Annotated in this window: 8 protein-coding genes; all 8 read left to right on the plus strand. The window is 74.2% G+C overall.

Annotation, left to right across the window (positions count from 1 at the left end; genetic code table 11):
• The first annotated feature begins 159 nt into the window (after positions 1-159).
• Complete coding sequence (locus tag EV383_RS07650; RefSeq protein ID WP_130289255.1) at positions 160-3,822, plus strand: AAA family ATPase; 3,663 nt, start codon at positions 160-162, stop codon at positions 3,820-3,822.
• Positions 3,823-3,930: 108 nt separating this feature from the next.
• Positions 3,931-5,847, plus strand: a complete 1,917-nt coding sequence (ftsY, locus tag EV383_RS07655; RefSeq protein ID WP_130289256.1) for a signal recognition particle-docking protein FtsY — start codon at positions 3,931-3,933, stop codon at positions 5,845-5,847.
• Between the two features lie 247 nt (positions 5,848-6,094).
• Positions 6,095-7,456 carry an ammonium transporter gene (locus EV383_RS07660; RefSeq protein ID WP_130289257.1) on the plus strand — a complete coding sequence of 454 codons (1,362 nt, stop codon included), beginning with the start codon at positions 6,095-6,097 and terminating at the stop codon, positions 7,454-7,456.
• Between the two features lie 5 nt (positions 7,457-7,461).
• Positions 7,462-7,800 (plus strand): P-II family nitrogen regulator, encoded by a 339-nt coding sequence (locus tag EV383_RS07665; RefSeq protein ID WP_130289258.1) that lies wholly within the window; start codon positions 7,462-7,464, stop codon positions 7,798-7,800.
• Positions 7,801-7,914: 114 nt separating this feature from the next.
• Complete coding sequence (locus EV383_RS07670) at positions 7,915-10,290, plus strand: [protein-PII] uridylyltransferase (RefSeq protein WP_130289259.1); 2,376 nt, start codon at positions 7,915-7,917, stop codon at positions 10,288-10,290.
• 174 nt (positions 10,291-10,464) lie between these two features.
• Positions 10,465-11,781 (plus strand): ammonium transporter, encoded by a 1,317-nt coding sequence (locus tag EV383_RS07675; protein ID WP_130289260.1) that lies wholly within the window; start codon positions 10,465-10,467, stop codon positions 11,779-11,781.
• Positions 11,778-12,116, plus strand: coding sequence for a P-II family nitrogen regulator (locus tag EV383_RS07680; protein ID WP_130289261.1), 339 nt, complete (start codon positions 11,778-11,780; stop codon positions 12,114-12,116). Before EV383_RS07675 ends, EV383_RS07680 begins: the two co-directional genes overlap by 4 nt.
• A gap of 45 nt (positions 12,117-12,161) precedes the next feature.
• The gene (locus EV383_RS07685) at positions 12,162-12,722 is read left to right on the plus strand and encodes a P-loop nucleotide/nucleoside kinase family protein (RefSeq protein ID WP_130289262.1); all 561 of its coding nucleotides are present in this window, start codon (positions 12,162-12,164) and stop codon (positions 12,720-12,722) included.
• The last annotated feature ends 1 nt before the right edge of the window (position 12,723 follow it).

Here is a 12,723-nt window from a genome sequence, read left to right on the forward strand (position 1 = left end):
ACCGTCGCCGGTCCGGCCGCCCCGGGCTCCCGCGGTGCAGGCGGCCGGCCGGGTATCGCGCTGCGGCGCGGCAGGGCGGGGAGGCCGCGGCCCGCCGGATACCCTGGTCCATCCCCTGACCCCCCACCCCGCGGACCGATCTGCCGGAGAGCCCCGCCCGTGCACCTGAAGAGCCTCACGATGAAGGGCTTCAAGTCCTTCGCCTCGGCCACCACGCTGCGCCTGGAGCCGGGCATCACGTGCGTCGTCGGGCCGAACGGGTCGGGCAAGTCCAACGTCGTCGACGCGATCAGCTGGGTCCTCGGCGAGCAGGGCGCCAAGGCGCTGCGCGGCGGCAAGATGGAGGACGTCATCTTCGCCGGCACCTCCGGGCGCGCGCCGCTGGGCCGCGCCGAGGTCGTGCTGACCATCGACAACTCCGACGGCGCTCTGCCGATCGACTACTCCGAGGTCTCGATCACGCGCCGGATGTTCCGCGACGGCGCCGGCGAGTACGAGATCAACGGCTCCCGGGCCCGCCTGCTCGACGTCCAGGAGCTGTTGTCCGACTCCGGCATCGGCCGGGAGATGCACGTCGTGGTCGGGCAGGGGCAGCTGGACTCGGTGCTCGCCTCGAAGCCGGAGGACCGCCGCGCCTACATCGAGGAGGCCGCGGGCGTCCTCAAGCACCGCAAGCGCAAGGAGAAGGCGCTGCGGAAGCTGGACGCGATGCAGGCCAACCTCACACGCCTGACCGACCTCACCGCCGAGCTGCGGCGCGCGCTCAAGCCACTGGGCCGCCAGGCCGAGATCGCCCGCAAGGCCCAGGTCGTGCAGTCCGACCTGCGCGACGGGCGGCTGCGCCTGGCCGCCGACGACCTCGTCACGTTGCGGGACGCGATCGCGCAGGAGGAGGCCGACGAGCAGGGCGCCCGCCGCCGCCGCGCCGAGGTGGAGGAGCAGCTGACCGCCGCCCGGGAGCGCCAGGACGAGCTGGAGCGCGCCCTGGCCGCGGACGCCCCGCGCCTGGCCGCGGCGCAGGACACCTGGTACCAGCTCTCCGCGCTGGCCGAGCGGCTGCGCGGCACCGTCCGCCTGGCCCAGGAGCGGGCCCGGCACCTGTCCGAGGCCGGCGCCGACCGCACCCCGGGCCGCGACCCGGACGAGACCGACGCCGAGGCCGACGCCGTCGCCGAGCAGGAGGCCGAGCTCGTCGAAGGGGTCTCGCAGGCGCGGGTGCGGCTGGAGGAGGCCGTCGCGGAGAAGGCCGAGCGGGAGCGCACGCTCGCCGCCGCCGAGCGCGAGCACATGGCCGCGGTGCGCGCGATCGCCGACCGCAAGGCCGGGATCGCGACCCTCGCCGGCAAGGCCGACGCATTGCGCAGCGGCGCCGCGGCGACCGCCGAGGAGATCGAGCGGCTCTCGGAGGCCCTCGCCGAGGCCGGGATCCGGACCGAGGAGGCCGTCGCCGAGCTGGAGAACACCCGTGAGCAGCTGGGCGTCGAGGGCCCGGCCGACGGTGACGGCGGCTCGGACGACCTCGCCGAGCGCGTGGAGCAGGCCGCGAACGCGCACCGCACCGCACGGGAACGGGTCGCCGAGCTGGCAGGTCAGGAGCGCGACGCCGAGCAGCGGCGCGCGCACTGGCGGGCCCGGGTCGACGCACTGCAGGCCGGGCTGGTGCGCAAGGACGGCTCCGGCGCCCTGCTCGACGACGCCGGCGAGCACGTCCTCGGGGCCGTGGCCGAGCTGGTCACCGTGGAGCCGGACGCCCGCGCCGCGATCGCGGCCGTGCTCGGCGCGGTGGCCGACGGGGTCGCGGTCGGGTCGACGGCAGGTGCGGCACAGGCACTGCGGTCTCTGCGCGAACGCGACGCCGGCCGGGCCGCGCTCCTGGTCGGGGCCGGCGACGGCACGACCGGCCCGGATGGCGGAGGGGGCGCCGAGCCGGGCACCCACGCGTCCGCGTCCGGTGGTCGAGCCGGTGGCGGTTCGGTCGGGCTGCCGCCCGGTGAACCGCCGGCCGGTCGCTGGGCGTCGACGACGGTCACGGCGGCGGCGCCGCTGGCCGGGGCGCTCACCGCGTTGCTGCGCGACGTCGTCGTCGTCGGCTCGCTCGACGACGCGGCCCGGGTGGTCACGCAGCGTCCCGAGCTGACCGCCGTCACCACCGACGGCGACGTCCTCGGCGCGCACCGGGCGCACGGCGGGTCCGGCTCGGCGTCCGGGGCACTGGAGCTGCAGGCCTCGGTGGACGACGCGATCGCCGCGCGCTCCGGAGTCGACGACGAGCTGGCCCGGCTCGGGCCCGCGCTGGAGGGCGCCCGCGACGGGGAGAAGGCCCGCGCCGTCGACCTCGAGGCCGCCCGCGCCGCCGCGACCGAGGCCGACCGCCGCCGCGCCGCGGCCGGGGCGCAGCTGGGGCGGCTCGAACAGGTCGTCGCCTCCGCCCGTGCCGAGGCGGCGCGCCTGCAGCAGCGCCGCGACGCCGTCGAGTCCCGGCGGTCGGACTCGCTGCTCGCCCTCGAGGCCGCCGAGCACCAGCTCTCGCTGGCCGAGGACGTCCCCACCGACGACGAGCCGGACACCGAGCTGCGCGACGTCGCCGCCGAGCACGTCGACCGCGTCCGGTCCGAGGAGGTCGAGTGCCGGCTGGCGCTGCGCACCGCGGAGGAGCGTGCCCGGGCGATCACCGGGCGGGCCGACGCGCTGCGCCGCCAAGCGAGCGCCGAGCGTCAGGCCCGTGCCCGGCACGCCGCCGCCCGCGCCGAGCGCGAACGCGGCGCCGAGGTCGCGACGCTCGTCGTCGAGGCGGGGACGACGGCGTCGGAGCGGATCGAGGAGTCCCTGGCCCGCGCCGCGTCCGAGCGCGACGCCGTGCAGGCCGCCCGCGCCGAGCGGGAGCGCGCCTACACCGAGTCCCGCGAGACCGTCACCCGCCTGACCGCGCTGATGGAGAAGCTCACCGACTCCGTGCACCGCGACGAGGTCGCCCGCGCCCAGTCCCGGATGCGCCTGGAGCAGCTCACCGAGAAGGTCCTGGCCGACCACGGCATCGGCGTCGACGACCTCATCGCCGAGTACGGGCCCGACGTGCCGGTGCCGCCGTCGGACGCCGAGACCGCCGAGTACGAGGCGGCGCGCGAGCGCGGCGAGGACGTCACCGCGCCGCCGCCGATGCCCTACGACCGCGCCGGCCAGGAACGACGGGTGCGCCGCGCGGAGAAGGACATGTCGCTGCTGGGGAAGGTGAACCCGCTCGCGCTGGAGGAGTTCGCCGCCCAGGAGGAGCGCTACAAGTTCCTCTCCACCCAGCTCGAGGACCTCAAGAACACCCGTCGTGACCTGCTCACCGTCGTCCGCGAGGTCGACGACAAGATCCTCGAGGTGTTCACCACCGCCTACTGGGACGTGGCGCGGGAGTTCGAGACCGTGTTCTCCACGCTGTTCCCCGGCGGCGAGGGACGGCTCGTGCTCACCGACCCCGACGACATGCTCACCACCGGCATCGAGGTGGAGGCGCGGCCCCCGGGGAAGAAGGTCAAGCGCCTGTCGCTGCTCTCCGGCGGGGAGCGCTCACTGACCGCGATGGCGCTGCTGGTGGCCATCTTCCGGGCCCGGCCGTCGCCGTTCTACGTGCTCGACGAGATCGAGGCCGCCCTCGACGACGTCAACCTGCGGCGGCTGATCAGCCTGATGGAGGAGCTGCGCGAGGCCAGCCAGCTCATCGTCATCACCCACCAGAAGCCGACGATGGAGGTCGCGGACGCGCTCTACGGCGTGTCCATGCGCGGTGACGGCATCACCACGGTCATCTCCCAGCGGTTGCGGCCCGCGTCCTGACCCGTCCCGCCGCGGCGGCGCAGGCGCGACGGGAGCGGGACGGCCGGTCACGGCCGGTGCGCGCGTGGCGGCGAGACCGGTGTCGCCGGGTCGTGGCAGGGTGGCCGGGTGAGTACCCAGACCCTCTGGATCGTCGTCGCGGTCGTCGTCGCGGTGTTGCTGATCGCCGTCCTTCTCGGGCTGGTGATCGGCCGGCGTCGCCGGATCAGCCTGCGCGAGCGCGACGAGCAGGCGCTCGAGACCGGCGAGAAAGCCCCGCCCAAGGGCGGCACCTACCAGGCCGGGGGAGGGTTCAACTTCGCCTCCGGGACGGCGACCGCCCCCGAGCGGCCGACACCGGTGACGCCGAAGGACACGCCGGCGAAGGACGCGCCCGCCAGGGACACGACCCCGAAGGACGGCGGCTCGGGCAAGGGCGCCGCCGTGGCCGGAGCCGCCGGTGCCGCGGTCGCGGGTGGCGCCGTCGCTGCCGGAAGTGCCGCCACCGCGCCGGAGCGCGAGCGCACCACCGACACCCCCCGCACCACCGACACCGATGCCCCCGAGGGCCGCACCACCGAGCTCCCGGCCCCCGCCACAGACGCCGGCACCACAGACGCCGGCACCACGGACGCCGGCACAGCAGGCGCCGGCACGACGGGCACGGTGACCACTGCGCCCGGCACGGCCGACCCGGTCACGGGCGAGCCCACCACCACCGACACCGCCGACGACGTGCGCACCCCGCCGCGCGGCATGTCGATCCCGGACGGCGCCACCGAGGCCCGTACCCCGCCGTCGGGCATCTCGATCGTCGACGCTCCGACCCCGCCGCGCGGCACCCCGGCGCTCCCGGACAGCCGGGTGATCGACACCGAGGAGGCCAGCAAGGACCCGGTCACCCGGCAGATCGACACCCGGACCGCGACCGCCCCGAGCGCACCGGCCGAGCCCGTCACCCGCGAGACCCCGGCCCCCGCGGAGACCGCTCCGGCGGACACCACGCCCGCGGACACGGCTCCGGTGGACACTCCGACCGAGGTCGTCCCGGCCCCGGCCGCGCCGGCCACCCCGGTCCCCGCGGACACCGCCCCGCCGGCCCCCGCGGTCCCGGAGGAGGACATCCCCTCGGCCGACGGGCGGCTCAACCGCCTGCGCGGACGGCTGTCGCGTTCGCGCTCGGGTCTCGGGCAGAGCCTGCTCGGCCTGCTCGGTGCCGGGCAGATGGACGAGGAGTCGTGGGAGGACGTCGAGGCGACGCTCCTGCAGGCCGACCTCGGCCCGGAGATGACCCAGGAGATCACCGACAAGCTGCGCGAGCAGCTCGCCGCCCGTGCCGTGCGTACGTCCGAGGCCGCCCGCGCGGTCCTGCACGACGTGCTCACCGAGGCGCTCGACACCAACCAGGACCGCTCGGTCCGGGTGCTGCCGCACGACGGCCGCCCGGCCGTGGTGCTGGTCGTCGGCGTGAACGGCACCGGAAAGACGACGACCACCGGCAAGCTCGCGCGCGTGCTCGTCGGCGGGGGCCACAAGGTCACCCTCGGCGCGGCCGACACGTTCCGTGCCGCCGCGGCCGAGCAGCTCGTCACCTGGGGCGAGCGCTCCGGGGCGTCGGTCGTCCGCGGGCCGGAGGGCTCCGACCCGGCCGCGGTCGCGTTCGACGCCGTCAAGCGCGGCACCGCGGAGGGCGTCGACGCCGTGCTGCTCGACACCGCGGGCCGTCTGCACACCAAGACCGGCCTGATGGACGAGCTCGGCAAGGTCAAGCGCGTCGTGGAGAAGCAGGCCGCCGTGGACGAGGTGCTGCTCGTCCTGGACGCCACCACCGGGCAGAACGGTCTGACCCAGGCCCGGGTGTTCGGCGACGTCGTCAAGGTCACCGGGATCGCGCTGACGAAGCTCGACGGCACCGCCAAGGGCGGCATCGTGTTCCGGGTGCAGCGCGAGCTCGGGGTGCCGGTGAAGCTCGTCGGCCTCGGCGAGGGCCCGGACGACCTCGCGCCGTTCGAGCCGAAGGCGTTCGTCGACGCCCTGCTGGACTAGCCGCCGTCACCGCCCGTTCGTGACCGTGCTCACGAACGGGCGGTGTCCGTCCGGTGACCGAGCGCACTTGTCCGTTCGGGTAACTCCGATGTAACGCCGGACGGCGCCTCGTTCACGTCCCCGCAACGGGGACGGTCGCTGTCCGAAATACACCGCTCCCAGGATTCTCTCAGCTGCCGCGACCATCCGCGGCGTCGAGAGGGAGGGAGTTGCAGTGGGAGTCCCGGACACCGGCGATACCGCTTGGATGCTCGCCAGCGCAGCGCTGGTGCTGCTGATGACCCCAGGTCTGGCGTTCTTCTACGGGGGTATGACCCGCAGCAAGAGCGTCCTGAACATGATGATGATGTCGATGTCGGCCCTCGGGCTGATCGGCGTGCTGTGGGTGCTCTTCGGCTACTCGATGGCCTTCGGCAACGACGTGGGCCTCGGCCTGCTGGGCAACCCGTTCGAGCACCTCGGCCTGTCCGGCCTGTTCGGCGGCCAGTACCTCGAGGGTGACGCCGGAGAGGCGGTGAGCATCCCGCTGGTCAACACGATCCCGGCCACGGTCTTCGCCGCGTTCCAGGCGATGTTCGCCATCATCACCGTCGCCCTGATCTCGGGTGCGGCGGCGGACCGCCTGCGCTTCGGCCCGTGGCTGGCCTTCGCCGGCATCTGGGCCACCGTCGTCTACTTCCCGGTCGCGCACTGGGTGTTCTCCTTCGACGGGGTCACCGCCGAGACCGGCGGCTGGATCGCCAACAACCTGGCCGCGATCGACTTCGCGGGCGGCACGGCGGTGCACATCAACTCCGGTGCGGCGGCACTCGCGCTCTGCCTGGTCCTCGGCAAGCGCCGCGGCTGGCCGCGCGAGCCCATGCGTCCGCACAACCTGACGCTGGTCATGCTCGGCTCCGGCCTGCTGTGGTTCGGCTGGTTCGGCTTCAACGCCGGTTCGGCCGTCGCCGCGGACGGCGTCGCGGGCATCACGTTCGTCAACACCCTGGTCGCCACCTCGGCGGGCATGCTCGGCTGGCTGCTCACGGAGCGCTTCCGTGACGGCAAGCCGACCTCCCTGGGCGCCGCGTCCGGTGTGGTGGCCGGTCTGGTCGCGATCACCCCGTCCTGTTCCTCGGTCTCGCCGGTCGGCGCGATCGCGGTCGGCGCCATCGCCGGTGTCGTCTGCGCCCTGGCCGTGGGCCTGAAGTTCCGCCTCGGCTTCGACGACTCGCTCGACGTCGTCGGCGTCCACCTCGTCGGCGGCATGATCGGCACCCTGCTGGTCGGCCTGTTCGCCACCGACTCCACCCCGGGCGGCGTGAACGGCCTGTTCTACGGCGGAGGCTTCGACCAGCTCTGGCGCCAGGCGGTCGGCGGCTTCGCGGTGCTGATCTACAGCTTCGTGCTCAGCATCGTCATCGCCTACCTCGTCAAGGCGACCTTCGGCCTGCGGGCCACCGACGAGGCCGAGGTCGGCGGCATGGACGAGTCGGAGCACGCGGAGAGCGCGTACGACTTCTCCACCCTGCGGGTCGGTGGCGGTCTGGGCAGCCACCGCCCGATCGTCACCCCCGGCGGCACCGACCGTGAGCCGCAGGTCACCGCCACCACCAGCAAGGAGGGCTGAGCGAGATGAAGCTCGTTACGGCGATCGTGAAGCCGTTCGTCCTGGAGGACGTGAAGGGTGCGCTCGAGCAGATCGGCGTGCTCGGCCTGACGATCAGCGAGGTCCAGGGCTACGGCCGGCAGAAGGGCCACACCGAGGTCTACCGCGGTGCGGAGTACTCGGTCGACTTCGTGCCGAAGGTGCGGGTCGAGGTCGTCGTGGACGACGCCCTGCTGGACAAGGTCGTCGACGCGGTCGTCGAGGCCGCGCGTACCGGCAAGATCGGTGACGGCAAGGTCTGGGTGAGCCCGGTCGAGACGGTGGTCCGCGTGCGGACCGGCGAACGGGGCACCGACGCCATCTGAAGTACATGATCGAAGCCGGGCCCGTCGCACCCCCACCGGATGCGACGGGCCCGGCTCGCCTTCCGACCCCGGGCCGGGTCACGGGGTCACGTCACGGAGAGAGCTGGTCGGGGAATGACGGTGCTGGGGTCGGGCGAGGCGGCGGATCTCGTGAAGGCCAAGTCGGTGCTGCTGGAGTCGAACGGCGGTCGCCACCACCACGGTCCGGAGGCGCTGCGCGCGGCGCTGGTGGACCTGCACGACTTCTGGCTCGCGTCGCGGTGCGCGTCGATCGGCATCGGCGACGGCGTCGCGCTGGTCGCGGTCGGGGCGCTGGGCCGCCGGGAGCTCTGCCCGTTCTCGGACCTGGACCTGGTGCTGCTGCACGACGGGCGCTCCGGCGTCGAGAAGCTCGCCGACCAGCTCTGGTACCCGCTCTGGGACTCCGGGATCGGCCTCGACCACTCGGTCCGCACGCCCGGGCAGGCCGTGCAGATCGCCACGACCGACCTCAAGGCGGCGTTCGGGCTGCTCGAGATCCGCCACATCGCCGGCGACACGGTGCTCTCGGACAAGGTCCGCACCGCCGTCCGGCAGGCGTGGCGGGCCGGCATCCGCAGCCGGTTCGACGAGGTCTCCGGCATCACGACCGAGCGCTGGAAGCGCAACGGCGACGTCGCGCACCGGATCGAGCCGGACCTGAAGAACGGGCACGGCGGGCTGCGCGACGTCCAGCTGATCGAGGCGCTGGCCACCGCGCAGCTGGTCGACCGCCCGTCGGCCGAGGTGACGCAGGCACGGACGCTGCTGCTCGACGTCCGCACCGAGCTGCACCGGCTCTCCGGACGCGCCCGGGACGTGCTGCGTGCCCAGGACGCCGACGAGATCGCCGGGACGATGGACCTCGGAGACCGCTTCGACCTGGCCCGCACCCTGTCGGGAGGTGCGCGGGCCGTCGCCTTCGCGACCGAGGTCGGGCTGCGCCAGGCCCGCAACGCACTGCCGCGCCGGGGGCTCGCGGCACTGCGGCGGGCGCCGGTGCGACGGCCGCTGGACTCCGGCGTCGTCGAGCACGCGGGCGAGGTGACGCTGGCCCGCGACGCGTCCGCGGCCAAGGACCCGGCGCTGGTGCTCCGGGTCGCGGCGACGGCGGCGCGCACCGGCCTGCCGATCGCCGCCGGCACCCTGCACCGCCTGGCCGACACCGCCCCCGAGCTGCGCACGCCGTGGCCGCGGGCCGCGCTCGGCGAGCTGCTGAGCCTGCTGGGCACCGGGCAGGGGATGGTCGAGGTGATCGAGTCCCTGGACCGGACCGGCCTGTGGGGACGGCTGTTCCCGGAGTGGGGCGCGGTCCGCGACCTGCCCCCGCGCGACCGCAGCCACGTCTGGACCGTCGACCGGCATCTGGTGGAGGTGTGTGCGCAGGCGGCGCGGCTGACCACCCGGGTCGCCCGGCCGGACCTGCTGCTGATCGGCGCGCTGTTGCACGACATCGGCAAGGGCCGCGGCGGGGACCACTCCGAGGTCGGCGAGTCCCTGGTCCGCCAGATCGGCACCCGGCTGGGGCTGCGCGAGTCCGACATCGACGTCCTCGGTGCGATGGTGCGCCACCACCTGCTCCTCCCGCACACCGCGACCCGCCGCGACCTCGACGACCCGGCGACGGTGTCACGGGTGATCGAGACGCTCGACGGGTCGGCCCTGCTGGTCGACCTGCTCGACGCACTGGCCGAGGCGGACTCGCTGGGCACCGGGCCCGGGGTGTGGAGCCCGTGGCGGCGCACCCTGATCCAGAACCTCGCGGGTCGCTGCCGCAGCGCCCTGACCGGCGCGCCGTTCGTCGAGCCGGGGCCGCCGGACCCGTCGTCGGCGGAGCTCGTCGCGGCGATGGAGGGCGGGGGAGGCCCGCAGGTCCGCTTCGTCGCCGACGGCGACGTGGCCACCGTGACGCTCGTGCTGCCCGACGACCGGGGCGCGCTGTCGGCCGCGGCGGGGGTGCTGGCCCTGCACTCGCTGCAGGTGCACACGGCCGAGACGTCCACCGTCGCGATCTCGGACGGCGGTAGCGCGGTGGTGGAGACGTTCGCCGTCGCCCCGCGGTTCGGCGGCCTGCCCGACCCGGCGCTGGTGCGCGCCGACCTGGTGCGGGTGCTGGCCGGGTCGCTCACCCTCGGCGAGGCACTGGCCCGCAAGGAGCGCGACTACGCGCCGTCGAGCCCGGTCGTGGAACGGACCGCGCCGCCGCGCGTGCTCTGGTTCGACGACGAGGCCACCGGCGCCGTCGTGCTGGAGCTGCGCGCGACCGACCGGATCGGCCTGCTGCACCACGTCACGGCCGCGCTGGAGCGCTGCGGGGTCGACCTGCGCTGGGCCCGGGTGGAGACGCTGGGTGCCTCGGTGGTGGACGCGTTCGGCGTCGCCGGTACACCCGATCCGGGCGACCGTCGCAGGATCGAGGCGGACCTGCTCGCCGTCACCGCCGTCCGCGGGGGCGAGGACCCGGCGGCCTGACCTCGCCCGCGGCGGCGCTGGGCCACATGGCCGACATCACCCGGACACACCTCACCGGCCGTCGTTCACGTTCCCGAAACATCCGGTAGCACCGGCGTAACAACGGCGGACGATCATCCCGCTGCCGGTGCGGCGTGCAACACCGGCGACTCGGGTGGGCGTGGAGGGAGTCGGATGGACGCCGGGAACACCGCGTACGTGCTGGGCTGCGCGGCGATGGTCATGCTGATGACGCCGGGGCTGGCGTTCTTCTACGGCGGCATGGTCCAGGCCAAGAGCGTGCTCAACATGATGATGATGAGCCTGGTCAGCCTCGGCGTGATCGGGCTGATCTGGGTCGTCTTCGGCTTCTCGCTCGCGTTCGGCGACTCGCACGCCGGGCTGATCGGCGGGTTCGAGTTCGTCGGGCTCACCCAGACCGGGGCCATGGTCAACGGCGTCCCGGTGCAGGCGTTCGCGATGTTCCAGCTGATGTTCGCGGTGATCACCGGGGCGCTGGTCTCCGGCGCGATCGCCGACCGGGCCCGGTTCTGGCCGTGGACGCTGTTCGTGGCGGCCTGGACCGTCGTCGTCTACATCCCGCTCGCGCACTGGATCTTCGCCTTCGACGACGCCGTCTCGCCGAACGGCGGATGGCTGGCCAACACCCTGGGCGCCCTGGACTTCGCGGGCGGCACCGCCGTCGAGATCAACTCCGGCGCGTCGGCCCTGGCGCTGGCCCTGGTGCTGGGCCGCCGCCGCGGCTGGCCGGAGCCGACCCGTCCGCACAACCTCCCGGCCGTGCTGCTCGGTGCCGGGCTGCTGTGGTTCGGCTGGTTCGGCTTCAACGCCGGCTCCGCACTGGCCGCCGGGGCGACCGCGGCGAACGCGTTCGTCACCACGATGACCGCCGCCGCGGCGTCGGTGATGGCCTGGCTGGTCCTCGAGCACCGCCTCGACGGCCGCCCGACGAGCCTCGGCGGGGCGTCCGCCGCGATCGCCGGGCTGGTCGGCATCACCCCGGCCTGCGGCTACGTCGACACCTGGGGCGCGCTGGTGATCGGCGTGCTGGCCGGTCTGATCTGCCAGCTGGCGATCCGCCTGAAGTACCGGCTCGGCTACGACGACTCGCTCGACGTCGTCGCGATCCACGGCATCGGCGGTGTGATCGGCATGCTGGCGCTCGGGTTCTTCGCCACCACCTCGGTGAACGCCGACGGAGCCGACGGGTTGCTCTACGGTGGCGGCGTCTCCCAGCTCGGCAAGCAGGCGCTGGCCGTCGTCGTCGCGATGGTCTGGGCGTTCGCGCTCAGCGCCGTACTGGCCTGGGTGATCCGGAAGACGATCGGCTTCCGGGCGCACGCCGACGACGAGTCCGCCGGCATCGACGAGGCCGAGCACGCGGAGTCGGCGTACGAGTTCACGACCATGCGGACGTCCGGGCGCAGCCCCGGTCTCACCGGGCAGCAGCGCCCGGCCCGCCCCCACGCACGCGAGGAGGAGTCCCGATGAAGCTGGTGACCGCGATCGTCAAGCCGTTCGTGCTGGGCGACGTCAAGGACACGCTCGAGCGCATCGGCGTGCTCGGGCTGACCGTGTCCGAGGTCCAGGGCTACGGCCGGCAGAAAGGCCACACCGAGGTCTACCGCGGTGCGGAGTACTCGGTCGACTTCGTGCCGAAGGTGCGGGTCGAGGTCGTCGTGGACGACGAGGTCGTCGACCGCGTCGTGCAGGCCGTGGTCGACGCCGCGCACACCGGCAAGATCGGCGACGGCAAGGTCTGGGTCGTCCCGGTGGAGAACGTCGTCCGCGTCCGCACCGGGGAGCGTGGCACCGACGCACTGTGAGTACATGATCGGAACCTTTCGGTCATCCAGGGCGTTGTCGACCACATGACCCAGGCTTGCGCGCCCCCGGTGCTGCTGCACGTCCCCGGCCGTTCGCTGGTCCTGGTGGCCGGGCTGCCGGGCGCGGGCAAGTCGACGCTGCTGGCGACGCTGCCCCCGGACCCGTCGACGGTGGTGCTCGACTCCGAGCACACCCGGGCCCGCATCGTGCGCCGGCTCCCGGCCGGGACGCCGTACCCGCTCTACCGCTGGGCGGTGCACCTGCTGCACCGCCTGGCCGTGGTGCTCGCCGCCCTGACCGGGCCGGAGACCGTCGTGGTCCACCTGCCGTCGACGACCGCGGGGATCCGGTCCGCGATCCGGCTCCTCGCCCGTCTCGGCGGCCGCGCGGCACACCTGGTGTGGGTGCACGCCGAGCCGTCCGAGGCGCTGGCCGGACAGCACGTCCGGGGCCGTGTGGTGCGCGGACGCGCCTTCGCCGGGCACGCCGCCCGGGCCGGTGACGTGGCGATACGCCTGCGCACCGACGGCCCCCCGCCGGGCTGGGCGAGCGCGTGGGTACTGGATCGGTCCTGCGCCCATCGCGGTCTGCGGATGGCCAAGTAGG

This window comes from Pseudonocardia sediminis (assembly GCF_004217185.1).
Classification (GTDB): Bacteria; Actinomycetota; Actinomycetes; order Mycobacteriales; family Pseudonocardiaceae; genus Pseudonocardia; species Pseudonocardia sediminis.